Genomic DNA, 24,535 nt, shown 5'->3' with positions numbered 1-24,535 from the left:
CACTTTAAAAGGATATAATAATTACATTGTAAAACGTAGATCAGGAGTAGTAGGCAGACAAACTGATTGCTAGGGAGAGGTGTTCACCGACTGAAAGACACCTTGAGTCAGAACTGTTGAATTCACCTGTGAGTGAGAGAAATCCTCTCCCGATTCATTCGGTTATCATGAGAATCAAGGTGTGTCGCAAGATGAAGCAGGATGGTACCGCGAGCGTATGTTCGTTCCTGCACTTGTGCTTTTTTTTTGGCAAGAAAGGAAATGAGTATGGAAAAAATAACAAACATCAAAAATGAAGGCTTAAGCCGCATTGCAGCATGTGAAAGTTTGGCCGATCTGCAGAATTTGCGTGTTTTTTATTTAGGTAAAAAAGGACCGATTCAGGATCTGATGAAATCCATGAAAGATCTGCCAAAGGAGGAACGTCCTGCCTTTGGTCAGCAGGTCAATGCATTGAAACAGGCAATCGGCGCAGCTATTGATGAAAAACACGTCGTATTGGAAGAAAAAGAAGTCAATGATCGTTTGCAGCAGGAAAAGATCGATATCACATTGGATGGCAGAAAACCAAATTTAGGAAATATCCATCCTTTGACTCTTGTGCAGAAAGAGATTGAAGATCTGTTCATCGGTTTAGGGTACAGCGTAGAAGAAGGACCGGAAGTAGAATTGGATTTTTATAACTTTGAACGTGCAAATATTCCAAAGGATCATCCGGCACGGGATATGCAAGATACTTTCTATATTGACGTAGAACATTTGCTTCGTACGCATACGACAGCGATTCAGATGCGCGTTTTGGAAAAAGATGCACCGCGTACACCGATCAAGGTCATCTGTCCTGGAAAAGTGTATCGTCGTGATGATGATGATGCTACGCATTCTCATCAGTTTACCCAAGTAGAGGGGCTGGTCGTTGGTGAAAACATTCGATTGAGCGATCTAAAAGGGACATTAGAGTTTGTTGCTAAACGTATGTTTGGCGAAAAACGTGTCATACGTTTCCGTCCAAGTTATTTCCAATTTACGGAACCAAGCGTAGAAGTGGATGTCTCTTGCCACATGTGCGGAGGAAAAGGATGCCCTACTTGCAAAGGTACCGGATGGATCGAGATCCTGGGTGCTGGTATGGTGCATCCAAATGTGTTGCGCATGGCTGGCTATGATCCAGAAAAAGTAAGCGGCTTTGCATTTGGTATCGGGGCTGAACGTGTCGCTATGTTGAAGTATGGTATTGATGATATTCGTCATTTCTATACGAATGACATCCGTTTCTTGAAGACGTTCACGAAATTCGAATAGGAGGGCAAAAGCAATGTTAATCTCAAAAAAATGGTTAAGTCAATATATGGATATCAGCGATCTTTCCATTGAAGAAATTGCAGATCGCATTACGAATGCCGGCTTGGAAGTAGAAGGTATCGATAAAGGGGCAAAAGCTACCAACTTAGTGATCGGCTATGTGAAAAGTTGTGTCGATCATCCAGACAGCGATCATTTGCATGTTTGTCAAGTCGATGTAGGTACAGATACGCGACAGATCGTTTGCGGTGCTCCCAACGTAGCAGCCGGACAGAAGGTCATCGTTTCCTTGCCGGGTGCGATCTTGCCAGGCGGAGAGATCAAAGCCAGCGTGATCCGCGGACAGGAAAGCAACGGTATGATCTGTTCCTTGCTGGAATTGGGAGTAGATCCAAAGAGCTTGACAGATGAACAAAAAGCAGGCATCGAGATCTTAGGAGAGGATGCCGTTGTGGGAGATACGCATGTATTGGAATATTTAGGATTGGATGATGAGATCCTGGATGTTTCACTGACACCGAATCGTAATGACTGCATGGCTGCGTTTGCTATGGCGAAAGAGACAGGAGCGATCTTAAACCGCAAGGTGACATTGCCGTCTTATGAAGGAGCGAGCAATTGCGGTGGTCAAACGAATCTAAAAGTTTCTTCACAAACAAAAAAATGTCCGTTGTATACAGGAAAGATCGTCCGCAGCGTAACGATCAAGGAAAGTCCAAAATGGATGAAAGAATTATTGATGGCCAGCAACATCAAATCGATCAATAACGTGGTCGATATCTCCAATTTGGTCATGCTGGAGACAGGACAGCCGTTGCATTTCTTTGATCTGAACCGATTGGAAAAAGAGGAGATCGTCGTTCGTGATGATCTGACTTGTAAATATACTGCATTAGACGATGTAGAATATGCTATTCAGCCGGGAGATCTGATGATCACGGTCAATGACAAACCAGTGGCTATTGCCGGAATCATGGGCGGTGACAACTCGAAGATCTTAGATGATACAAAAGGCATCTTGATCGAAGCTGCCATCTTTGATCATGTAGCGATTCGAAACACAGCGCGCCGTTTAAATTTAAACACTGATGCATGCATCCGTTACCAAAAAGGAATCGAGCCTCATGCGCCGATCGCTGCCATGGATCGTGCCATTCAATTGTTAGTGGAATATGCGGATGCCAAAGACATTGAAGAAACAGTGTATTCAAATGAGTGGAAAGTAGAAGAAAAACAGTTTGATGTCGATATCGATCGCATCAATCAATTATTAGGTACATCTTTCAGTGATGCACAGATGATGGATGTATTGACCCGTCTTGATTTTTCACCAGTACAAACACAGCGCAAGATCCATGTCGTGATCCCAAGTTACCGTCAGGATATCTCCATGGAGGCGGATATTGCAGAAGAAATCATTCGCTTGATCGGTTTTGATGATCTGCCTAGCACAATGCCGATCATGCCTGCAACCGTTGGTGCGCTGACAAAACGCCAGCAATTGCGCCGCCGTTTACGCGAGATCTTTACAAACCAAGGCTTCTATGAAGCGGAAACGTATACTTTGGTCGGTGAACAGGAACTGCAGGATGCCATCATGCCGTTAAAGAGTTATGTGACTTTGGCATCGCCGATGAGCGAAGAACGAAAATATGTACGTACCAGCATCTTGCCAAGCCTGTTAGAAAGTGCAGCTTATAATTTGGCGCGTTCGATCAAAGATGTTCCGCTGTTTGAGATCAGCAGCGTATATTCGCAAGACAGCATGGAAGAACGTTTTGGCATCGTCTTGTGCGGCAGCTTGCAAAAGAGCAGATGGCAAAAGGTCGAGACACCGGCAGATTTCTATACGATCAAGGGATTGTTGCAGTCCTTGCTGGAAACGCTTGGATTCAATACGCATCGTGTGATCTTTAAAGAGAATACCAAAGATGTAAAACATTTCCATCCATATCAAAGTGCAGAAGTCTATATCGGCAAGACATTGCTTGGTATCTTTGGAAAGATTCATCCGAATATGGCGAAACAATATGATGTAAAAGATGCGGTCATGGGTGAATTCAATATGGAGGTATTATTGGAGAATGCAGCGGCAAAAGTAAAATTTGAGCCGATTTCGAAATATCCTTCTGTTTCCCGTGACCTTGCATTGGTAGTGGATCGCGGTGTCCATGTAGGAGATATCATCAACAGTATTCAAAAATGCGGAAAGCTTGGAAAAGAAAATGTGATCCAGAACGTCGAAGTGTTTGATGTGTATGAAGGAGAACATGTCGAAGCGGACAAGAAGTCTGTGGCGCTTACGATCGTGTTCCAGTCAGCAGAAAAAACATTGACCGACCAAGATATCAATCAGATTCATGAGAAAGTCATGGAAACTTTGCAGAAAGAGGTACAGGCACAGCTGCGTGCTTAATGATGGAAAAAGAGGGGACATCCAATCAATGGATGTCCTTTTTTATGGAAAATAAAAAAGCTCTTGCTGCAGAGCTTTTGTTTAAAGCAATAAGAACATCACGACAAAATGGCATAAGCTGCCGCCCATCACAAACAAGTGAAAGATTTCATGAGAGCCGAAATGAGGATGAAGAGAGTTAAAAAGCGGAAGTTTGAGTGCATAGATCACGCCGCCGATCGTATAGATGATGCCCCCGGCAAGCAGCCAGATAAACTGTGCGGTATGCAATGATTGCAACAGCTGCGGCAAGGCAAATAGACAGGTCCAGCCCATGGCAATGTATAAAACGGAAGAAACCCATTTTGGACAATAGATCCAGCAAAGTTTCAAGATACAGCCAAGAAAGGCCAGTGACCAAACAGCTGCTAATAAGATGGCAGAGGTTGGTGTTGGCAGGGCTAACAGACAGATCGGGGTATAACTGCCGGCGATGAGGATAAAGATCATCATATGATCGATCTTTTTTCGTACACGGTTGGCTTTCGGGGTCGTATCAAAACTATGATAACAGGTGCTGGCTGCATAGAGCGCCATCATGGAAAAGGAAAAGATGATCATAGAGAGCAGACTGGTCATATCATTGGTTTGTTTGGCACAGATCCATAAAGGAATGGATGCCAATAAAGTCAGCACAAAAGCAATCAAGTGTGTGATCGCACTGCCTGGATCCTTAAAAGAAAGCAGAACTGATCGTATTTCTGGCTTTTGAGGAGCTGAAAACAGTGGTGATTGCGAAAAATGAGTCATAGCAGAGTTGGATTGTTTCATGATATACGCACCTCCTAGATTGTAAATACTTAATATCTAGTAATCGATACTAGATGATAGGATATTCATATTATACAATACATTTGGGAAAATGCAATGGCAATGAACATCTTTTCTATATCTATGTGCGTTTGGATGGAAAGATGAAAAAAAACAGCACTTTGTGTGCTGCTTTTTACGTTATTTGCAAAGCAATTGGATCAGTGTCTCGATCATGACTCCGGTTGCGCCTTTTGCTGCATAGGAGCTGGAAGCAGTTGTTTCCGCAGGACCTGCGATATCCAAGTGGATCCACTGTGTTTGTTCTGGAACAAATGCACTCAAGAATGCGGCTGCTAAAGAACTGCCGCCTTTGCCGTTTGGAATGGAATTGATCAAGTCTGCCACATCGCTGTTTTGTACTTGTTTCTTGAATTCTGCATCCAAAGGCAGCTGCCAGACAAGCTCTCCGCTTTCTTTTGCTGCATTGTTCAATGCTTCCAAGAATGCAGGATCGTTTGTAAAAGTACCGGTATAGCGATCGCCAAGGGCTGTGACGCAAGCACCTGTCAAAGTGGCCATATCAATGATGCGTGCAGCTTTTTTGTTGGCGGCATGCGTAATGGCGTCGCATAAGATCAAACGTCCTTCGGCATCCGTGTTGGTCACTTCGATGGTCTTGCCGCTTAAAGAAATGAGCACTTCATCCGGTGTAAATCCATTTGGACCCATCTTGTTTTCCGTCAAGGCCAAGACTGCCATCAAGTTGACTTTCGCTTTCGTACGTGCTGCATATTCCAAAGCAGAGAGCATGTTTGCTGCTCCGCACATGTCATATTTCATTCCGGTCATCGATGTACGTGGTTTCAGGCAATATCCTCCGCTGTCAAAGGTGATGCCTTTTCCAACTAAAGCAGTCATCGGTGCATCGCCATTGCCGCGGTAAGTCAGTGTCAGCAAGTAAGCACCTTTATCCGATCCGCGGTTGACGCCTAACAGCGCACCTGCTCCCATCTTGGTCAATGCTTCTTTATCCAGTACTTCTATTTCTACTTCTAATTCCTCAGCCAGGGCTTTTGCCTTTTCCACAAACGTATCTGGTGTCAGATAATTGGATGGCAGATTTCCCAAATCGCGTGCATGGTTGATGCATGCGGCAATTTCCATGCCCTCTGCAATGGCTGCCTGCAAATCTTGATCTGACACAAAAGCAACCGCTGGTGCATCGTTTTGTTCTGCTTCGATCTTCTGCATGCGGTAGGTGCTGTATACACTGGCAAAACCGGCAGCTCTAGCCATCTGCTCCATTGAACATGTATCGCTTGCTGCACTGTCTACATAGAAACAGCAGTCCTCTTTTTGGGCATAAAACGCATTGCCGAAATAGCGTTTTGCTTTTCCATATGTAATGTCTTTCTTTTTTCCCATAGCTACAAAGCAAATAGATGGTGCCGCCATCTTTCCCATTGTAAAAAGAGTGGTCAATTGTCCAGCTTCTCTTTTGATCTGTTCACTTGGGTCATAGTCCAAAGCTTGTGCAAAAACAGCGGGAATGTGATCTTCTGTATACACAGGGACGATCCATGTATTTGCTTGTTGTTTTCCTTCTTCTAACGTCAAGTAATTCATAGCGAACCTTCTTTCTATTGTATTATTATAGCATGGATGAAAATAAAAGAAAGTAAGAATACAATCGTGAAAATTGTTTCACATGCGTTTTGTAAACAATGTGATATAATAAAGGACATAAGCGGTATTGAATAAAAGGGAGGTACAGAGGATGATCTATATCGTTAGACATGGGGAAACACAATGGAATGCAGAAGGCCGTATCCAAGGACGACAGGATATTGCATTGAACGATCGAGGACGCAAACAGATTGAAGATGCTGCAAAAGAATTGCAGGGCCATGTATTTGATGCCTTGATTACGTCTCCATTATCCAGGGCAAAAGAATCGGGAGATATCTTTGCAAAGTTTGTAGATGCAAAACAAAGAGTGATCGATCCAAGGATCATCGAACGTGAATTTGGCGAATTAGATGGTGTTCATTTTAGTGAAGATGCCCGTCATCGTCTGTATCAAGAAAAGGTGCAGGGAGCAGAAAGTTTGGAAGATGTCGCACAACGAATGTATGATGCGATTCAAGAGATTTCAGAAACGTACACAGGCGATGTGTTGATCGTTTCCCATGGTTCAGCAATCACGCAGTTGTTGAAACGAATCGATCCGGCATTGCGTCCTGTGCATATTCATTTGAATAACGCAAGCGTATCGCTGATCGAAAAAGTGAAAGGACAGCTGGTCGTCGTAGAATATAATTTAAATGCAGCTTATTTAAATGGTGCGGATGGTGAAGACGAATGATTCGATTGATTGCATGTGATTTAGATGAAACATTGTTAGACAATGCGAAGAACGTATCGCAGGAAAACATCGAAGCTATCACAGCTTTCGAAAAACAGGGCGGTATCTTTGTGCCGTGTACAGGAAGATTGTATACTGGCTTGAAGCGGACCTTGACACAGTTAGATGTCTGGGAAAAAGCTGGTCATTATGTCATCAGCACAAATGGTGCTATGGTCACTGAAAATACGGGAAAGATCTTGGTTTCCAATGGTTTAGACTGGGACAAGACAAAACAGCTGATCGCATATGGAAGAGAAAAAGGCATCGGTATCGAGGTCTTTACTGGTTCAGGTACGTTATATTATGAAAAGGTGGATGCCAAGGAAGAAAAGGATCTGCCATTATTTATCGATCAATTAGAAGTCTTGCCGCAGCAGGTCGATTTTTTGCAGACGCAGTTGATCCCCAAACTGTTGTATGAACGTCAGGATATGGCATATCTTCAGCAATTTGTAAAAGAGATGCCGCAAGATCTGAAAGCAGATCTGGAGATCAGTTTTTCATCAGACCGTTTTATCGAGATCAATAAGAAAGGTGTGCATAAAGGAAGCGGCTTGATCAAGTTGGCACAATATTTTCATATTCCGATGGAAGAGACGATGGCCGTTGGAGACAGCTATAATGATATCGCTATGTTAAAAACAGCCGGCGTATCGGTGGCAGTTGCCAATGCACCGCAGGAGATAAAGCAGATCTGTGATCATGTATGCAAACATACGAATCAGGAAAGTGCCGTTGCGGAAGCCATTGCTTTTGCGATGTCGATTCGATAAGCAGACAGCCTGTGCAGAATACAGGCTGTTTTTTCTATTGCCGGCTGCTCTGGAAACAAAAAAACAGGTATGTTAGAATGATAACAGTGAAGGGGAGAAAGAGGTGGAAAAGTGAAACTGATCTTACAATATATGAAGCGTTACAAGATCTGGGTGGCATTGAATATCTTGTCTGTGTTTGGTTTTGCCTTGGTGGAACTGGGGATCCCGACCATGGTGTCCAATATGATCGATGAAGGCGTTCTGCGTCAAGACCGTCAATATTTATTTCAAAGCGGGATGATCATTGCGATCATTTCGATCGTCGGTGTTTGCGGAACGATCTTGTTGGGGTATTGTTGTGCCAGGATCTCCACTTCGGTGACAAGAGATATCCGCAACGATGTGTTTGCGCAGGTACAGCACTTTTCGCATGCACAGATGAATCAGTTCGGCGTTTCCTCTTTGATCACCCGAACGAATAATGATGCGTATCAGATCATGATGTTCATGAATGTGATCTTGCGTACGGCATTGCTGACACCGGTGATGATCATCGTCAGTTTTGCCTTGACGATCCGCTCCAGCCTGCAACTTTCAATGATCATTGCTTCTACGATCCCCGTCATTGTCGTCGGCGTGGTCGTTGTCGGGAAAGTATCGCAGCCAATCAGCGAGCGTCAGCAAAGTTCGTTGGACCGTTTGAATCGGATCTTCCGCGAGAATTTGACCGGGATCCGCGTCATTCGTTCCTTTAATAATGATGCCTATGAGACCAGGCGTTTCGATCAGGAAAACCGTTTTTTCATGACACAGTCCAAAAATATCTTCAAGCTGATGTCTTCCACTGAACCGATCTTCTTTTTAGTGATGAATTTAGCGGCGTTGGCGATTTATTATGTGGCGGCAGGAATGATCGATGCCGATCTGCTGCAAGTTGGAAAACTGGTGGCTTTCATGGAATATTTATTTCATGCCATGTTGTCTGTGATGCTGTTTTGCACAGTATTCATGATGTATCCGCGTGCAAATGTATCGGCGAAACGCATCCAGAAGGTGCTGCATGCACAAAGCAGCATCCAGGACCCGATCGATCCCAAAAAACTGCAGAAAATCGAAGAAATCACTTTTGATCATGTAACGTTTGCCTATCCGGATGGCGAAGAAGCCGTCTTGAGCGATATCAATTTTACGGTGCGCAAAGGGGAAACGATTGCTTTTATCGGTTCGACCGGCAGCGGGAAATCCACATTGGTTTCTTTGGTACCGCGCTTTTATGATGTGAGCAGCGGCAGCATCCGGATCAATGGCGAGGATATTCGCTCGTATGCTGTACAAGATCTTCGCGCAAAGATCGGATATGTGGCACAAAAAGCAGTGTTGTTCCGCGGTTCTATTGCCGATAATATCCGCTTTGGCAACAAGCAGGCAGATAATGAAGAAATTGAGCATGCGGCAAAGATTGCCCAGGCGTACGACTTCATCATGGAAAAACCAAACCAGTTTGAGGAGCGTATCGTAGAAGGGGCAACCAATGTCTCGGGCGGGCAGAAACAGCGTTTATCGATTGCCCGTGCCATTGTACGCCATCCGCAGGTTTATATTTATGATGATTCTTTTTCAGCATTGGATTTTGCGACCGATGCCAGACTGCGCAAAGCGTTAAAAGGAGAAGTCAAAGATGCGATCATGATGATCGTTGCCCAGCGGGTCTCTACGATCATGCAGGCAGATCAGATCGTGGTGCTGGATGAGGGGAAAGTCGTCGGACAGGGCACCCATCGTGCGCTGTTAAAGAATTGTCCGATCTATCATGAAATTGCGGCGTCTCAGTTAAGCGAGGAGGAAATGGGCTATGGAAAGTAAAAAAGCAGCGGTTTCTTCCTGCATCCGCGGCGTGCTGTATTTTATGAGACCGTATCGTTGGAAAGCATTGCTTGCCTTGGGAATGGTCATCGTATCCCAGCTGACTTTCGCATTGAATCCAAGCGTAGAAGGGTGGATCACGACCCAGCTGACACAAGATGCAATGGAGATCATGCAGGGAGTGCCCGGGGCACATGTTCATTTCGATGTGGTGATCAAGATCATGATGATCCTGCTGGGACTGTATTTCTTAAAGACATTCTCCCAGCTGATCACGGCCTTTTTCTTGACCGATGCCATCCAAGGGTCCATGCATGATCTGCGCAATGCCTTGCAAAAGAAGATCCAGCGTCTTCCGGTGCGTTACTTTGATGATCATCCTTTTGGCGATGTATTGAGCCGGGTGACCAATGATGTCGATGCGCTCAGCAATGCACTGCAGCAAACATTGACCCGTGTCTTTGGCGGTATCTTGACATTTATTTTTGTCATTATGATGATGCTGAGCATCCATGCGACGATGACCTTGGTGGCAATGATCATCATTCCGCTTTCTTTATTGATCACGCGCATCATAGTGAAACATTCGCAGCGTCTGTTTGATGAACAGCAAACGACGTTAGGGGAACTCAATGCGACGATCACAGAGATGTATGGCGGTTTTAATGAGATCATTTTGTATGGCAAACAGGAAGATGCGATCACTGCCTTTCATGCGGTCAATGAACGCATGTGCCGTTCCAGTTTTTTGGCGCAGTTTGTCTCCAGTTTGATCTCGCCGCTGATCTCGCTGTGTACGTATCTGACGATCGGAAGCGTGGCGGTGCTCGGGTGTTTATTTGTATTGGATGGATCGATCCGGGTAGGGCAGCTGCAGGCGTTCATTCGCTATATCTGGCAGATCAATGATCCTTTGTCGCAGATCTCTCAATTATCTTCCCAGGTACAGGCGGCTTTTTCTGCCATGGGACGTATATTTGGATTGTTACAGGAAGAGGAAGAAATCCCGGACAAAGAACCTGCCGCCATGATCGAACAGGTACAGGGACAGGTTACGTTTGACCATGTGCAGTTTGGGTATGATGACACATTGTTGATGAAAGATGTCAATATCCATGTACAGCCGGGGCAGATGGTCGCATTGGTGGGACCGACCGGTGCAGGAAAGACCACGCTGATGAATCTGCTGCTGCGTTTTTATGATGTCAAAGGCGGTTCCATCCGTATCGATGGTGTCGATATTCGTGATATGAAGCGCGAAGATCTGCGATCCTTGTTCTCCCTGGTCTTGCAGGATACGTGGCTGTTTCAAGGATCGATCTATGACAATTTGCGCTATGGGCGTTTGACGGCACGAAAAGACGAGGTGATCGAAGCTGCCAAAATGGCCAATATCCATCATTTTATCCGTACATTGAGCCATGGTTATGATACGGTCATCAACGAAGAAGGAAATAATATCTCGCAAGGAGAAAAACAGCTGCTGACCATTGCCAGGGCCATCTTGAAAGATCCGCAGATCCTGATCCTGGATGAAGCAACAAGCTCGGTAGATACCCGTTTGGAAAAGATGCTGCAGGAAGCCATGGCGCGGGTCATGGAAAATCGAACGAGCTTTGTCATTGCCCATCGTTTGTCAACGATCAAAAATGCTGATCTGATCCTGGTCATTCAGCATGGGGACATCGTGGAACAGGGAACTCATGAAAGCCTGCTGGCAAAACAAGGCGTATACGAAAAACTTTATCATTCGCAGTTTGCGGATCAGGAAGAAGGAACGGCTGCATAAGCAAAGTTCCTTTTTCTGTTGCAAGGAAAAAAGAGATGTTTATAATGAATAGAGAGATAGAAGAGGTGCAGGATATGGAAAGAAAAGAAATCGGAAATTCAGGAAGCGTGCTGTATGAACAAAACAGCAGCCACTGTATCGTGCTGCTGCCGGGATTTGGCTATCTGTTTGACCGCCCTTTGTTAGCGGAAATGAAAGAGCTGGCTTTGCAAAAGGGATTCAATGTGCTCGAACTTTCTTTTGGAGAGCTGCCGTATGATAAAACAAAGATGAAAGAATCGATAGCAGCATGTGTTCCATTAGCAGCTGCCCGGGCAAAAGCAACATTGGAACAGCTGATACCCATGCAGTTTCATTTTGTTGCTAAGAGCTTTGGTACGATCATTGCCTGCATGCTGCGTGAATCTTACACAAATCAGCCGGCGATCTTGCTGACGCCGTTGAAACAAACGATTCCGCTGATCCAAACAAAAGATATCATCGCTTACGGAGATGAAGATCCGTTTTTGGATGAGGAAGATCTGTCTGCACTTTCGATGCTGGATTGCAAGACGAAGATCTTCTGTCCGGGTGCCAATCATTCTTTGCTGCATGCATCTCAAGGTTTGAGCGCATTCTATTTAGCGGATGTCAAAGACGAGATGCAGCGTTTCCTGGATGAAATTTCATAGGAAAAAGAGTATAATAAAGATTGCTATGAGAGGTGAAAGCATGGACAAGCAACAGCCCATCGGTATCTTTGATTCCGGCTTAGGCGGAATCAGCGTGCTCAAAGAAATGCGTGCATTGATGCCGCAGGAACATTTTCTGTATTTCGGCGACAGTGCCTTTGCACCTTATGGTGTCAAGGACAAGGAAGTGATCACACAGCGCTGTATCGAAATCTGCGATCATTTTATCGCTCAGGATGTGAAAGCCATCGTCGTAGCCTGCAATACGGCTACCAGTGCCTGTGTCAATGTGCTGCGTGCGCGGTATGATCTGCCGATCATCGGCATGGAGCCGGCATTGAAAGTCGCCTGTGAGCTGGGAGAGCGGCAGCATATCATCGTTATGGCCACACCGCTCACATTGAAAGAAGAAAAGTTTGCAAAACTGATGCAGCGCTTTCAGGATGCCCATACGATCTATCGTCAGCCATGTCCGCGTCTGGTCGAGATCGTTGAACATGATGAGCTGGGGAATGAGGAAGTAGTGACGGCCCAGCTGCAGGAATATCTGCAGGCATATGATCTTTCAAAGATCAACAGCATCGTATTAGGCTGTACACATTTTGTTTTTTACCGCTCATATTTTAAAAAACTGCTGCCGGCACACATTCACGTGATCGATGGAAATCACGGAACGGCCCTGCATTTGGAAGATCTGCTGCAGCAGCAGGGGAAAAGATGCAAAGAGGGAAAGGGCAGCGTACATATCGAAAACTCAAAACAGGATCCGCAGCTGATCCTGCTATGTAAGAAATTGTTAGGAGGTCATGATGATGAGTGAAAAGAATGCTTGGGAAACTTATGATGAAAAAGAATTAGAAAATGTATTTGCTTTAGCAGAAGATTACAAAAAATTCATCAGTGAAAATAAAAGTGAACGTGCTTGTGTAAAAACAAGCGTGGCCATGGCAAAAGAACATGGTTATCAAGATCTGCGGGAAGTGATCGCCAAAAACGAAACATTAAAACCGCAGGATAAGGTCTATTTGACGATGATGGACAAATCGATCGTATTGTTCCATTTGGGCAATCGTCCATTGGAAGAAGGAATGCATATTCTGGGAGCCCATATCGATTCCCCGCGCCTGGATCTCAAACAGAATCCGGTATATGAAAACACAGAGATCGCTTATTTAGATACGCATTATTATGGCGGCATCAAAAAATATCAATGGGTCACTTTGCCTTTGGCCATGTATGGCGTGATCGTTAAGAAAGATGGAACAAAGGTGGATGTCTGCATCGGCGATCAGGAAGATGATCCGGTATTTGTCGTATCCGATTTGTTGGTGCATCTCTCTGGTGATCAAATGCAGAAAAAAGCAACGACGGTCATTGAAGGAGAAGATCTGAATGTGACATTTGGTTCAATGCCTTTAAAAGGGGAAGAAAAAGAAAAAGTCAAAGCCAATGTCTTACAGATGCTGAAAGAACGTTATGATGTGGAAGAAAGTGATTTTATATCTGCAGAAATCGAGATCGTACCAGCAGGAAAAGCGCGTGATCTTGGCTTGGATCGTTCGATGGTGATCGGTTATGGACAAGATGACCGTGTTTGTGCGTATACGAGCTTAGTGGCTATGCTGGAGATGGAAGAAGTAGAAAAAACTGCTGTCTGCTTGCTGGTCGATAAAGAGGAAGTCGGCAGTCAGGGAGCAACCGGCATGCAGTCCCATTTCTTTGAAAATGCCTTGGCGGAAGTGATGGATCGTATGGGTGCATATTCTGAATTGAAACTGCGCCGTGCATTGCAGAATTCCAAGATGCTGAGCAGCGATGTTTCTGCTGCCTTTGATCCAAACTATGCAAGCGTCATGGAACCAAACAACTGCGCTTATTTTGGCAAAGGACTGGTATTCAACAAATATACCGGTGCACGTGGCAAGAGCGGCTGCAATGATGCCAATGCGGAATATATGGCAGAACTTCGCATGATCATGGAAAAAGGCAATGTTGCTTATCAGACCAGTGAATTAGGCAAGGTCGATCAAGGCGGAGGCGGTACCATCGCTTATATCTTAGCAAACTACGGCATGGAAGTGATCGACAGCGGCGTCGCTTTGCATAATATGCATGCACCATGGGAAGTCAGCTCCAAAGCCGATATCTATGAAGCAAAGAAAGGGTATGTCGCATTCCTGACATATGCTGGATAATAACAAAGGATGTCTCCAGAAATTGGAAACATCCTTTTTTCATGAACTTTTCTTTGTAAAATGTTTGAAGCTTTGAAACATGCCGATGCGCATGTTGGAAGCCATGATCGCTTCTAATTCATCGGCAGCGATCGTGTGGGGATGCTGTAGGCCCCAGCGGATGATCGAAAGCATGTCGGAAGCAAACAAAGAAGCATAGAGAGAGGCATACTTGTTTTTTGTCTGCATGGTAGCTACCAGCTTTTCCTGGATGATCGCCAGCATTTCATCATAGATCTTGCGCGGGATATCGGCTTCCCATAAAGTCATGAAAATTTCTCTTCTTTCATATAGAAATTGCAAGATCTGCTGAAAGCTGTCCATATAGATCGTATCGTGGATATGCATGGGGTTAGCCAGAATAAACTGCACATCGACTTTTTCTTTGAACAAAGATAACTGCTGTTCGATAAAGCGTTTTAGAAAATCTTCTTTGTCCTGATAATAACTGTAAAAGGTGGAACGATTGACCATTGCTTTTTGGCAGAGCTGTTCGATCGTAATCTTATGAAAGGGAGTTGTTTGTAAACAATTCAATAATGCCAGCTCTAACTGCCGGTGCGTTTTGATGATGCGCAGATCTTGTTTTGCCATAGTGCCTCCTTATCCAACGAAAATAAGAGGATCTGTTGGATATCCAACAAAATAAAAAAAGCTGATGATGGTTTTTGAAAAAAGTGTTTGTTAAAATGAGAAATTGGAAACAGACAGCTTTTTAATCAAAAAAATTATAGCACACAAATAGTGGGCGAGAAAGGATGAGAGAGGTATGACATATAAAATTATGGGAATTACCGCTGGCCGAAAAAACGGCAACAGCGAAATTTTGTTGAAAGAGGCCTTGATGCGCTGTGAGGAACAAGGCGCCGATGTGACGATGATCAATCTGCGTGATTATCACATCATGGATTGTACAGGATGTACGGCTTGTACAAAAGCAATGTCGCAGGGAAAACATATTGGATGTGTGCTGGATGACAAAGATGACAAGAAAAAGATCATGGATGTCATGCTGGATCAGGATGCGGTGATCTTCTCTGTGCCGACATATGATCTGATGCCGGCTTCCGTTTATTTATCATTTGCGCATCGCAGCTTGAGCTATGAAACTTCCTTTTTGGAAACGATCGGCGTCATTCCGCACAAAGATCGTGTAGCCGGCCTGATCGCGGTAGGAGGTTCTACACGTTCCTGGCAGTCAATGTCATTAGAAGGTTTACAGGCAACGATGTTTACGACCGATCTGAAAGTCGTGGATATGCTGTTGGCAACCAGAGTGCCGGGAAATGGACAATGCTTGTTGAATGAGGAACTGATGCAGCGTGCTACTTTGTTAGGCGATCATATCATGCAGGCAGTGCAGACACCGGCAGAACAGAGAAAGTGGTTGGGAGAAGAAGACAAGGGCTGGTGCCCGAATTGTCATTCCAATGCCCTTGTATTAGGTGAACCGCAATGGGACGGCGTCTATTATCCAGTGGAGTGCCAGGTATGCGGTGCCGGCGGTACCTTAGAACAAGATGAGAATGGAAAATGGAAGTTTGTCATCCAGTCAGACGGCTTGTTAAAAGATCGTACCACAGTAGCCGGCCGTGCAAAGCACTTGGAAGAAATCGCGGAAACACAGGGTACTTTCTACAGCAATCCGGAAAACTTAAAACTGGTACAGGAAAAGAAGAAAAAATATATCGCCAAGAAATTCAAGACGATCGAATAAATAAAAAATGTGCGGGCTGAATTGCCTGCACATTTTGTTTATCTGAATGATTTATTTGACTTCCTTTGTCCAGCCGAATGTATCTTCTACATTGCCCCATTGGATACCTGTCAGTGTATCGTAGAGTTTCTGTGTCAGTTCGCCTGTCTTGAAATCATTGATCGTAACTTCTTCCCCTTTATAAAGCAGTTCGCCGATCGGTGAAATAACTGCAGCAGTACCGGTACCGAAGGCTTCCTGCAATGTCTTGTCTTCGCCGGCTTTCATCAGATCGTCGATCGACAAGTGCATTTCATTGACTTTATAGCCCCAGGATTTCAAGATATGGATGATGGAATCACGTGTAACGCCCGGCAATACGGTTCCATCACAAGGAGCGGTGTAGATCTCGCCGTCGATCATGAACATAACGTTCATCGTACCAACTTCTTCGACGTATTTGCGATGCACGCCGTCCAGCCACAATACCTGGGTATAGCCCATCTTTTCCGCCTTGACCTGTGCAGCGATGCTGGCAGCGTAGTTACCTCCGCATTTAGTAAATCCGGTACCGCCTGGTGTGGCACGAACAAATTCGTCTTCTACATAGATCTTGACCGGATTGACACCTTCTGGATAGTAAGCGCCGACTGGTGATAGGATGATGATGAATTTATAAGAGCTGGCCGGATGTACGCCGACAGCAGCTTCTGTTGCGAACATGAATGGGCGGATGTAAAGAGAAGTTCCTTCCTGTGCAGGTACCCAGTCTTGTTCATAAGCAACTAATTTGGTAACTGCTTCTACAAAGTCTTCTTCTGGAACTTCCGGCATGCATAAACGACGGTTGGAATTGGCAAAACGTCTTGCGTTCATTTCCGGACGGAACAACAAGATGCGGTTGTCCTTTGTACGGTATGCTTTTAATCCTTCAAAAGTTTCCTGTGCATAGTGGAGAACCATGCTGGCAGGATCCATCGGGATCGGTCCAAATGGAACGATGCGTGCATCATGCCACCCCTGATCTTTATCCCAGTCCATCACAAACATGTGATCGGTATAATATTTACCAAATCCCAATACGGCATCAGCAGCTGGTTTTGGTTTTAAAGTTTTTGCTCGTTCAATTTTAATTTCCATGAAAATTACCCCTTTCGAATATCTATATTTATAAGGGTAGTACGAAGTATGTTATTCGTCAAGAGGAAAAAGAAACTAATTTCATTTTTTTGAAAATATTATTGAAAATAAATGAAAATATTTAAGAAAACGTGGGAAATACCGCAGGCTGATATAAAAAAGGAATGCAGCTGCACTCCTGTTGAAATAGTTACTTTTGTTTGACCCAGCGTCCATAGATGCCGCAAGGCAGAACAGTCTTTGTTTTGGTGATCGGCAGTCCGATCTCGCCGTATTCGATCACGCCGTTTGGATGCTGTTTGGCAACGGTTGCGCAAAGAATATTGTTTAAGACACTGGCCGGGAATCCGGTCGTATAGGAATTGATCAAAAAGAACAGCGCCTCAGGATCTAAGATCTGCATGCAGGCCTGTACCAGAGGATATAATTGTTCTTCGATCTTCCAGATCTCTCCTTTTGGACCTCTTCCATAGCTTGGCGGATCCATGATGATCGCATGATAGGTGCGGCCTCTGCGTTTTTCCCGTTCGACAAATTTTAAGACATCGTCAACGATAAAACGGATCTTATGATCTTCCAAGTGGGAGAGCATCATGTTTTCTTTGGCCCACTGTACCATGCCTTTGCTGGCATCGACATGCACGACTTCACGGGCACCTCCGTAAGCGGCTGCCATCGTGGCTCCTCCTGTATAGGCAAACAGATTCAAGACACGGATGTCTTGTTTGCTGCGGCGGATCTGATCGATGATAAAATCCCAGTTGGCTGCCTGTTCCGGGAATAATCCGGTATGTTTGAATCCGGTCGGACTGACCTTGAAACAAAGCTCGCGATAATGCACCTGCCAGCTTTCCGGTACTTTTTTCTTATATTCCCAATGACCTCCGCCTTTATTTGAACGATGATAGTGGGCATGGGGATGGATCCAAAGATCTTTTTCTTCTTCGATCGGCCATAAGGCGAGGGGATCCGGCCGGCGCAGGATCACGTCTTTCCAGCGTTCCAGTTTTTCGCCGTTTCCAGCGTCGATGCATTCATAGTCTTTCCATTGATCAGCTACTTGATTCATGTGCTCACTCCCGTCTGTCTTTGCGTATTATAGCATGCTTTGCCTTGAATGAACACAATATTTCACACAATTTAGAAAAGAGAATGCCAAGATTGCGGAAAGGTTTTGTGCTACAATGGGATTAACAAACATTTCAGGAAGGAATCATGGAATGGAGGTAAGCAGATGATCAATAAAATGTTAGATGATTGTTTTAAAACGGAGCTCAATACAAAAGTAGAGGAGGTGCGTGAAGATCACGGCCTGTACTGGCATTGTTTCAAAGATACGATCTTTTACCAGGGCAAGGGCGGCATGGCAGAAGACAGCGGTATGATCAATAAAAGACCGGTAAAAGGATTGAAAGTGGAAGAAGGCAGATTCTGGCATTTGTTAGATGAAAAGCTGGAAGGCAATGTCATGATGAATGTCAATCCGCATACGCGTTTCTTAAAATGTCAGGCCCATACCGCACAGCACTTGATCAGTGCGCTGGTAGAAAGCATTTACGGTGTACAGACAGTGAGCCACCATGTCGGCATCGATGAATGTAATGTTGAATTTGATCTCAAAGAATTTAATAAGAAAATGGCGATCGAGCTGCAGGTCACTTGCAATGGATTGATCCGGGATGATCTGCCGGTCACCATTTTGTATCCTTCACAAAAAGAAGCACAGCAACTGTGTCCGAACAAAAAATTGCCGGCACAGGATATCCGGTTGGTGCGAATCGGCAATCTGGATATCGAGCCTTGCGGCTGCATGCATGTTCCATCCTTGCGCTATCTGCAGATGTTACAGATCATCGGGTTTGAAAAGAGCTCGCGCGGGTATCGCATTTTATATGCCTGCGGGGATCAGTTGTTGAATAATATCACCCAGCGCTATGAGGTGCTGGATGAAGCCTGTGAGACATTGTCGGTACCGCATATTTATCTGAATACCGGCATTGCGAAGCTGATTGCACAGAAAAATGCCATGCAGAAAGAATTGGACGGATGGCGTCGTCTTTACTTTGACAAAGAATGCAAAGAGATCCAAGAGGCAGCCCAGCCATGTCTTTACCGTACCTATACGGACTACAGTGCAGCCGATATCCGCATCTTAGCAAAGATGATCGCGGAGAACAGCGAGAAAGCGGTGTGCTTTTTATGGAGAGAAAATGAAAAAGCAAAAGTCATGTTAGCAAAAGGGGAAAAGAGCACCTATGACTTGCAGCCGCTGAAACGCCTGTTGATCGATGCATTTCATTTCAAAGGCGGAGGAAGCCTGAGTTTTATGGAGTTTGGCGGAACGTATACAGAGCAATTGGAAACAGCATTGCAGGAAATGGTTCAAAAAGGCGAATGATCACAAAAGCAGGAACAATAGCATCCTGCTTTTTTTAAGGAAATTGCAGCCGTGTTTTGTCGGGTTTCTTGTTTTCTTGTAGTATTATTTATGATATGATATTCTAGAGAAAAATGAAGGAGTGTCCACAATGTCAGATAAGATTATTGTTTTAGATTTCGGCAGTCAATACAATCAGCTGATTGCCCGCAGAATACGTGAATTTCATGTGTATTCGGAACTGCATCCCCATACGATGACCTTAGAGGAAATCAAAGCGCTGGGCGATGTCAAAGGCATCATTTTCAGCGGCGGTCCAAACAGTGTGTATGATAAAGATGCGCTGTACTGTGATCCGGCGATCTTTACATCCGGTATTCCGATCTTGGGCATCTGTTATGGCATGCAGATGACACATTACATGAATGGCGGCAATGTCAAATCCTGTGAGGCAAAAGAATACGGCCGTACGCAGATCAAAGCCGATACGACCTGTCCACTGTTCAAAGGTCTGCCGCAGGAACAAGTGGTATGGATGTCACACGGCGATCAGGTTTCTGCATTGGCACCTGGCTTCCATGCAGTCGCAAGCAGTGAAACTTGTCCATATGCAGCAAGCGCCAATGATGAAAAGAAGATCTATACGCTGCAGTTCCATCCGGAAGTTCGTCATTCCGTGTATGGAAATGACATCCTGCGCAACTTCGTATTTGAAGTGTGTCAGGCAAAAGACGACTGGTCCATGCATGACTTTATTGAAGTACAAGTAGAAAAGATCCGTGCACAGGTCAAAGAAGACAAAGTGCTGTTAGCATTGTCAGGCGGAGTAGATTCCAGTGTCGTAGCGGCATTGTTGCATAAAGCAATCGGTCCACAGCTTTACTGCATGTTCATCGATCACGGATTGCTGCGTAAAGGCGAGGCCGAAAGCGTTGTTGAAATGTTTGGCAAGAACATGAAGATCAACTTGACCAAGATCGATGCCAAAGATCGTTTCTTAAGCAAATTGGCCGGTGTCAGCGATCCGGAAAAGAAACGCAAGATCATCGGCAACGAATTCGTTTATACATTCGATGAAGAAGTGAAGAAGCTGGTAGTTGGTGAAGATATCAAATGGCTGGCACAAGGTACGTTGTATACCGATGTGATCGAAAGCGGTACAAAGACTGCGCAGACAATCAAGTCGCATCACAATGTCGGCGGTCTGCCGGAAGATATGCAGTTCCAATTGATCGAACCGTTGAACACCTTGTTCAAAGACGAAGTTCGTGCATTAGGCATGGAACTTGGTTTGCCGGAAGAAATGGTATGGCGTCAGCCGTTCCCAGGACCTGGGCTGGGAATCCGTATCTTAGGGGATATCACCGAAGAAAAACTGGAGATCGTGCGTGAATCCGATGCGATCTTACGTGAAGAGATTGCAAAAGCAGGGCTGCAGAAAGAAATTTGGCAGTACTTCACCTGCCTGACCAACATGCGTTCTGTCGGTGTCATGGGCGATCAGAGAACCTATGACTATGCAGTAGCTATCCGTGCCGTAACATCGATTGACGGCATGACCGCAGACTGGGCAAAGATCCCATATGACGTGCTTGATATCATCTCCAACCGCATCGTCAACGAAGTTGCACACGTTAACCGCGTTGTCTACGACATTACATCGAAGCCTCCGGGAACGATTGAGTTCGAATAGTAGTATTCGGCTTGGACGTTGTCAAAAAGCCTTTATTTATCGGTGCTAGCCACGTGATTATTATTCTTAAGAGGATTTTTGCAACGATTTTGCAACGATTTATCTCAAAATCGTTTTTGCAACAGTTGCAATTGTTCCATTTGGCTTGTAGTTAAAGGTGTTAAAATTAGTTTTTTTAAAAGGGATGATTATGGATAATAAGAAAGAGATTAAAGATGAAACCAAAAACTTATATGTTAGAAGGAATGTCAATAGGAATGTGTATTGGAACATCATTGGGAGTTGTTGTAGGTATTTTTACTGACAACATCCCTTTATGTATATGTTTTGGTGTAGACATAAGTTTATGCTTGGGCTTGGGAATAGGTTCTTTAATCAAAAAAGATAAGAATAGTTTATAGCATTAAAAGGAACCATAAGATTGAAAACAGAAAAAGAAAAAATGATAGCTGGAGAAAAATACAATCCGGCTGATTCCAAACTTGTTCTTGATCGAGCACGAGCAAGCAGAATATGTACCAAGTATAACAAGAGAAGTTTCGATGAGATAAATATGAAATCACGATTGATGAGAAAATTAATCAATACTGATGGCGTATTTTGGATCAAACTACCTTTTTACTGTGATTATGGATACAATATCTCTATCGGAAAAAACGTAATGCTTAACTATGGCTGTGTGATACTAGATGTTTGCCCTGTAAAAATAGGAGAACATACTTTGATCGGACCAAACACCCATATTTATACTGCTTGCCATTCACTAGATCTAGAAGAAAGGATTGCGGGTGTTGAATTCGGGAAACCTGTAACTATTGGCAAAAATGTCTGGATCGGGGGAAATTGTACTATATTGCCTGGAGTTACAATTGGAGATAACTCAGTTATTGGTGCCGGGAGTGTTGTAACAAAAGATATTCCAAGCAATTCGATAGCATTTGGTAATCCAGCAAAAGTGAAATCATAATCAAAGGGATGTCTTCGGATGTTCCTTTTAAAGTCTTTAGACATTCATTTATTGAAGGGAAACAAGTTCATATACCTTTAAATTTACCAATGTTAAATATCTTTGACACAATTCCAAAGACCTTCGCTAGAAGGTAAAATAGAAAATTGGATATAGTGATGACTAAGGAGGATAACATTATGTTAGGTGAAAATATCTTAAGATTAAGAAAGGAAGCAAATCTTTCGCAAGAAGCACTAGGCGATATCATTGGTGTTACAAGACAGACGATATCCAATTGGGAGTTAGAAGAAACAGCACCTAATCCCGAACAACTAAAACTCTTGTCAAAAGCCTTTAATGTCAGTATTGATGATCTTTTAAACAACGATATCCAAAATATCATCGTCAAAAAAGTCAGCGATACTGAGATCGTCGTTAATGCCATTATGAAGGTACTTAAAGTCATTGGTATTGCCTTTGTAGTATTTGTGATCATTATTGCGATTGCAGCACTTGTCATTGTGCTTACTGCATCTGTGCCATCGTTATAAGAGGGAAAATTTAGCCAAAAATGAGCTTCTGTATTGTATGCAGGGAGCTCTTTTTTTAATACTAGTACATTAGATTAAACACAAAAAATCCTCTGAATTGAAGCGAGCATCTTCAAAACAGAGGGTTTGTTTTTTATAACGAAACTCTTTTACATTTCAACATTTTGATGAGGATATCATCAACCGCATCAGTATATCTTCCTTGTCTGATGAGATCACTCTTTAAATTGATCAAACAATGAATAATCAAGTCATATTCATCTTTAGATAGATGTAACCAATATTTCTTATTAAAGAACATCTTCACCACTCATTTATGATTTCATTATAGTCATAGATAAAAGAAGTGAGAAATGTGCGACGGGTACGTATAAGAATTCTATGAATTATGATTATGGGTTTATCGAATCACCTCTACAATTTGGTTTAGTGAATCATAATCAACAAAATCTACTTTTTTATTATAGGTTTCTATCAGTGCTTTGTCTTCTTGCGTAAGGTTTTCGATCGGCTTATTTTTAAGCGAATGATATAACATTTTCATTATAGTCTTGTGCTTGAAATTTAATTTACTGTAATCTATGCCGCCTCTTAAATGAAATACAGATGAAGCTTTTAGTAGATTCTCTGGCACTTGTTTTCTTATGGAATTTTGGATGTTGCTTATATTTTCTTTATCCGATACATCAGCTAATCCCACGGTCACGATTATCAGCTTTGTATTTGGAGACATTCTGCTAACTGTTTTCTTTAAACCTTTGACACCGCCTGCGTATAAAGCGCCAAAATAAATTATCTGCTCATAATCATCTAATGTCTTTACATCTTCATAGCTGGTAACTGGAAAATGTGATATTTCTGCCAATTTTTCTGCATATCGTTTTGTTGTGCCATACTGACTGCCATATATAATCAAAGTATTCATATACTATTTCCTCAACAAGTTGGAATTTATTATTCTTCATCTTTCTTTGCAAGAGAAGTTATTGCAAGACAAGCAAGACCTATTCCAAGCATTCCCATTCCCGAATTGACATCTAGTTCCTTGAGAATAGAAAGAACAACGACACCTACACCCATTGCAAGTGCAATTGCTTTCATAATCATATGGATCATCGGTGTTATATCTTTCCTGGTTTCATTCTGTGATTCGGCTTTGATCTGCATCAATTCATCAACACTGATTCCAAATACTTCTGCAAGTTTAGGAATCGTATTTACATCAGGACAAGAAAGATCTCGTTCCCATTTGGATACAGCTTTATCCGTCACTCCCATTTTCTCCGCAAGTTCAAACTGTGTCATGCCATTTTCTTTTCTTAATGACGCTATCATCATACCAAGTGTTTTCTTCTTCATATTTTCTTGGCTCCTTTCTTTTGATGCCTGCATCATATCACCTCCTTTTTGATCCTCTCAACCGACCTCTAGTTTAGTTTTGTAGACTCATGGTTTACTCACTATTCTACTGATTTTAATTTATACAACTTCCAATTTGATCGATCTTTAATGTTCTTATTATACCATCTGTTTTCGAGTTCTAAATAGGCGCAAGATTAAAAATTTTCAAAAAAATAAGAAATATTTGGCATATTTGGGTGTCCATTTCAGGGGTGCTTGTCTAAATAGGTGAAGGGACTAGTTTTATCTTCTCTTCGCTTGTTATTTGAAAATCGAATATACAGGTCACAAAGACTTTACTTTGGGTGACTTTAGCTACTTTATCAGGTACGCGATGACCCTATGATGGATATAGGCTAAGCGAGAACTCCTGATATAACTATCAAATAGCCTTTGATATTGGCAATGACAACCCAAATGATAATGATACTTCTCTACGGAGCTGGCGGAGAACCCGGCAGAGGTGAGATTCCTATGATGTAAGTAAGCTGATTACTAC

At 43.5% G+C, this 24,535-nt stretch carries 22 protein-coding genes; 15 read left to right on the top strand and 7 right to left on the bottom strand.

Going from position 1 to position 24,535, the window contains the following annotated elements:
* Positions 1–267: 267 nt before the first annotated feature.
* Positions 268–1,302 (top strand): phenylalanine--tRNA ligase subunit alpha, encoded by a 1,035-nt coding sequence (gene pheS / locus BQ9859_RS12070; RefSeq protein ID WP_075878432.1) that lies wholly within the window; start codon positions 268–270, stop codon positions 1,300–1,302.
* A gap of 13 nt (positions 1,303–1,315) precedes the next feature.
* The gene (pheT, locus tag BQ9859_RS12065; protein WP_075878398.1) at positions 1,316–3,718 is read left to right on the top strand and encodes a phenylalanine--tRNA ligase subunit beta; all 2,403 of its coding nucleotides are present in this window, start codon (positions 1,316–1,318) and stop codon (positions 3,716–3,718) included.
* Between the two features lie 81 nt (positions 3,719–3,799).
* Here the strand turns inward: pheT and trhA are convergent, their stop codons facing one another.
* Together trhA and BQ9859_RS12055 are read right to left on the bottom strand one after the other, a co-directional pair.
* A complete protein-coding gene (trhA, locus tag BQ9859_RS12060) occupies positions 3,800–4,528 on the bottom strand; it encodes a PAQR family membrane homeostasis protein TrhA (protein WP_235846448.1) in 729 nt (242 codons plus the stop codon).
* 180 nt (positions 4,529–4,708) lie between these two features.
* A complete protein-coding gene (locus BQ9859_RS12055; protein WP_075878397.1) occupies positions 4,709–6,136 on the bottom strand; it encodes a leucyl aminopeptidase in 1,428 nt (475 codons plus the stop codon).
* A gap of 151 nt (positions 6,137–6,287) precedes the next feature.
* Between BQ9859_RS12055 and BQ9859_RS12050 the strand changes: the two genes are divergently transcribed.
* The 7 genes from BQ9859_RS12050 (at position 6,288) to BQ9859_RS12020 (ending at position 14,190) form a co-directional block, all read left to right on the top strand.
* Positions 6,288–6,875, top strand: coding sequence for a histidine phosphatase family protein (locus tag BQ9859_RS12050; RefSeq protein ID WP_075878396.1), 588 nt, complete (start codon positions 6,288–6,290; stop codon positions 6,873–6,875).
* Positions 6,872–7,690: a Cof-type HAD-IIB family hydrolase gene (locus BQ9859_RS12045; protein WP_075878395.1), complete on the top strand. Its 819-nt coding sequence runs from the start codon at positions 6,872–6,874 to the stop codon at positions 7,688–7,690. The genes BQ9859_RS12050 and BQ9859_RS12045 overlap by 4 nt, the downstream gene beginning before the upstream one ends.
* Positions 7,691–7,801: 111 nt before the next feature.
* Positions 7,802–9,535, top strand: a complete 1,734-nt coding sequence (locus BQ9859_RS12040; RefSeq protein ID WP_075878394.1) for an ABC transporter ATP-binding protein — start codon at positions 7,802–7,804, stop codon at positions 9,533–9,535.
* Entirely contained in the window at positions 9,525–11,324 is a 1,800-nt protein-coding gene (locus tag BQ9859_RS12035; RefSeq protein WP_075878393.1) for an ABC transporter ATP-binding protein, read from the top strand. The genes BQ9859_RS12040 and BQ9859_RS12035 overlap by 11 nt, the downstream gene beginning before the upstream one ends.
* A 44-nt stretch (positions 11,325–11,368) precedes the next feature.
* Positions 11,369–11,995: a hypothetical protein gene (locus BQ9859_RS12030; protein WP_075878392.1), complete on the top strand. Its 627-nt coding sequence runs from the start codon at positions 11,369–11,371 to the stop codon at positions 11,993–11,995.
* Positions 11,996–12,035: 40 nt separating this feature from the next.
* A complete protein-coding gene (gene murI, locus BQ9859_RS12025; protein ID WP_075878391.1) occupies positions 12,036–12,815 on the top strand; it encodes a glutamate racemase in 780 nt (259 codons plus the stop codon).
* A complete protein-coding gene (locus tag BQ9859_RS12020; RefSeq protein ID WP_202613499.1) occupies positions 12,808–14,190 on the top strand; it encodes an aminopeptidase in 1,383 nt (460 codons plus the stop codon). Before murI ends, BQ9859_RS12020 begins: the two co-directional genes overlap by 8 nt.
* A gap of 39 nt (positions 14,191–14,229) precedes the next feature.
* On the opposite strand, the gene BQ9859_RS12015 is transcribed toward BQ9859_RS12020, so the two are convergent.
* Positions 14,230–14,823 (bottom strand): TetR/AcrR family transcriptional regulator, encoded by a 594-nt coding sequence (locus BQ9859_RS12015; protein WP_075878389.1) that lies wholly within the window; start codon positions 14,821–14,823, stop codon positions 14,230–14,232.
* 175 nt (positions 14,824–14,998) lie between these two features.
* Between BQ9859_RS12015 and BQ9859_RS12010 the strand changes: the two genes are divergently transcribed.
* Positions 14,999–15,946 carry a flavodoxin family protein gene (locus BQ9859_RS12010; RefSeq protein WP_075878388.1) on the top strand — a complete coding sequence of 316 codons (948 nt, stop codon included), beginning with the start codon at positions 14,999–15,001 and terminating at the stop codon, positions 15,944–15,946.
* A 51-nt stretch (positions 15,947–15,997) separates the two neighbouring features.
* Here the strand turns inward: BQ9859_RS12010 and BQ9859_RS12005 are convergent, their stop codons facing one another.
* Positions 15,998–17,065 (bottom strand): branched-chain amino acid aminotransferase, encoded by a 1,068-nt coding sequence (locus tag BQ9859_RS12005; RefSeq protein ID WP_075878387.1) that lies wholly within the window; start codon positions 17,063–17,065, stop codon positions 15,998–16,000.
* Positions 17,066–17,255: 190 nt separating this feature from the next.
* Positions 17,256–18,134, bottom strand: coding sequence for a class I SAM-dependent methyltransferase (locus BQ9859_RS12000; RefSeq protein WP_075878386.1), 879 nt, complete (start codon positions 18,132–18,134; stop codon positions 17,256–17,258).
* 165 nt (positions 18,135–18,299) lie between these two features.
* On the opposite strand from BQ9859_RS12000, the gene BQ9859_RS11995 reads away from it, so the two are divergent.
* From BQ9859_RS11995 to BQ9859_RS11975, 5 genes are all read left to right on the top strand, one after another.
* Positions 18,300–19,463 (top strand): alanyl-tRNA editing protein, encoded by a 1,164-nt coding sequence (locus BQ9859_RS11995; protein ID WP_075878385.1) that lies wholly within the window; start codon positions 18,300–18,302, stop codon positions 19,461–19,463.
* Between the two features lie 130 nt (positions 19,464–19,593).
* Entirely contained in the window at positions 19,594–21,135 is a 1,542-nt protein-coding gene (gene guaA, locus BQ9859_RS11990; RefSeq protein ID WP_075878384.1) for a glutamine-hydrolyzing GMP synthase, read from the top strand.
* Positions 21,136–21,350: 215 nt separating this feature from the next.
* Positions 21,351–21,536 (top strand): hypothetical protein, encoded by a 186-nt coding sequence (locus tag BQ9859_RS11985; protein WP_075878383.1) that lies wholly within the window; start codon positions 21,351–21,353, stop codon positions 21,534–21,536.
* A 20-nt stretch (positions 21,537–21,556) separates the two neighbouring features.
* A complete protein-coding gene (locus BQ9859_RS11980) occupies positions 21,557–22,102 on the top strand; it encodes a sugar O-acetyltransferase (protein ID WP_202613498.1) in 546 nt (181 codons plus the stop codon).
* A 179-nt stretch (positions 22,103–22,281) separates the two neighbouring features.
* Complete coding sequence (locus BQ9859_RS11975; RefSeq protein ID WP_075878382.1) at positions 22,282–22,635, top strand: helix-turn-helix transcriptional regulator; 354 nt, start codon at positions 22,282–22,284, stop codon at positions 22,633–22,635.
* Positions 22,636–23,035: 400 nt separating this feature from the next.
* Here the strand turns inward: BQ9859_RS11975 and BQ9859_RS11970 are convergent, their stop codons facing one another.
* Positions 23,036–23,560: a flavodoxin domain-containing protein gene (locus BQ9859_RS11970; protein ID WP_075878381.1), complete on the bottom strand. Its 525-nt coding sequence runs from the start codon at positions 23,558–23,560 to the stop codon at positions 23,036–23,038.
* Positions 23,561–23,589: 29 nt separating this feature from the next.
* Positions 23,590–23,994, bottom strand: coding sequence for a helix-turn-helix domain-containing protein (locus tag BQ9859_RS11965; RefSeq protein ID WP_075878429.1), 405 nt, complete (start codon positions 23,992–23,994; stop codon positions 23,590–23,592).
* Between the last annotated feature and the right edge of the window lie 541 nt (positions 23,995–24,535).

Origin of the sequence: Merdibacter massiliensis (genome assembly GCF_900155395.1) — a bacterium.
GTDB lineage: Bacteria > Bacillota_I > Bacilli_A > Erysipelotrichales > Erysipelotrichaceae > Merdibacter > Merdibacter massiliensis.
The sequence above is the reverse complement of the archived record's forward strand: the minus strand, read 5'-3'. Positions and strand labels throughout refer to the sequence as shown.

Bases quoted from the DNA above. Each gene is read 5' to 3' on its own strand.
- pheS (WP_075878432.1), top strand. From the start codon at position 268: ATGGAAAAAATAACAAACATCAAAAATGAAGGCTTAAGCCGCATTGCA.
- pheT (WP_075878398.1), top strand. From the start codon at position 1,316: ATGTTAATCTCAAAAAAATGGTTAAGTCAATATATGGATATCAGCGAT.
- trhA (WP_235846448.1), bottom strand. From the start codon at position 4,528: ATGAAACAATCCAACTCTGCTATGACTCATTTTTCGCAATCACCACTG.
- BQ9859_RS12055 (WP_075878397.1), bottom strand. From the start codon at position 6,136: ATGAATTACTTGACGTTAGAAGAAGGAAAACAACAAGCAAATACATGG.
- BQ9859_RS12050 (WP_075878396.1), top strand. From the start codon at position 6,288: ATGATCTATATCGTTAGACATGGGGAAACACAATGGAATGCAGAAGGC.
- BQ9859_RS12045 (WP_075878395.1), top strand. From the start codon at position 6,872: ATGATTCGATTGATTGCATGTGATTTAGATGAAACATTGTTAGACAAT.
- BQ9859_RS12035 (WP_075878393.1), top strand. From the start codon at position 9,525: ATGGAAAGTAAAAAAGCAGCGGTTTCTTCCTGCATCCGCGGCGTGCTG.
- BQ9859_RS12030 (WP_075878392.1), top strand. From the start codon at position 11,369: ATGAATAGAGAGATAGAAGAGGTGCAGGATATGGAAAGAAAAGAAATC.
- murI (WP_075878391.1), top strand. From the start codon at position 12,036: ATGGACAAGCAACAGCCCATCGGTATCTTTGATTCCGGCTTAGGCGGA.
- BQ9859_RS12020 (WP_202613499.1), top strand. From the start codon at position 12,808: ATGAGTGAAAAGAATGCTTGGGAAACTTATGATGAAAAAGAATTAGAA.
- BQ9859_RS12015 (WP_075878389.1), bottom strand. From the start codon at position 14,823: ATGGCAAAACAAGATCTGCGCATCATCAAAACGCACCGGCAGTTAGAG.
- BQ9859_RS12010 (WP_075878388.1), top strand. From the start codon at position 14,999: ATGACATATAAAATTATGGGAATTACCGCTGGCCGAAAAAACGGCAAC.
- BQ9859_RS12005 (WP_075878387.1), bottom strand. From the start codon at position 17,065: ATGGAAATTAAAATTGAACGAGCAAAAACTTTAAAACCAAAACCAGCT.
- BQ9859_RS12000 (WP_075878386.1), bottom strand. From the start codon at position 18,134: ATGAATCAAGTAGCTGATCAATGGAAAGACTATGAATGCATCGACGCT.
- BQ9859_RS11995 (WP_075878385.1), top strand. From the start codon at position 18,300: ATGATCAATAAAATGTTAGATGATTGTTTTAAAACGGAGCTCAATACA.
- guaA (WP_075878384.1), top strand. From the start codon at position 19,594: ATGTCAGATAAGATTATTGTTTTAGATTTCGGCAGTCAATACAATCAG.
- BQ9859_RS11985 (WP_075878383.1), top strand. From the start codon at position 21,351: ATGAAACCAAAAACTTATATGTTAGAAGGAATGTCAATAGGAATGTGT.
- BQ9859_RS11975 (WP_075878382.1), top strand. From the start codon at position 22,282: ATGTTAGGTGAAAATATCTTAAGATTAAGAAAGGAAGCAAATCTTTCG.
- BQ9859_RS11970 (WP_075878381.1), bottom strand. From the start codon at position 23,560: ATGAATACTTTGATTATATATGGCAGTCAGTATGGCACAACAAAACGA.
- BQ9859_RS11965 (WP_075878429.1), bottom strand. From the start codon at position 23,994: ATGAAGAAGAAAACACTTGGTATGATGATAGCGTCATTAAGAAAAGAA.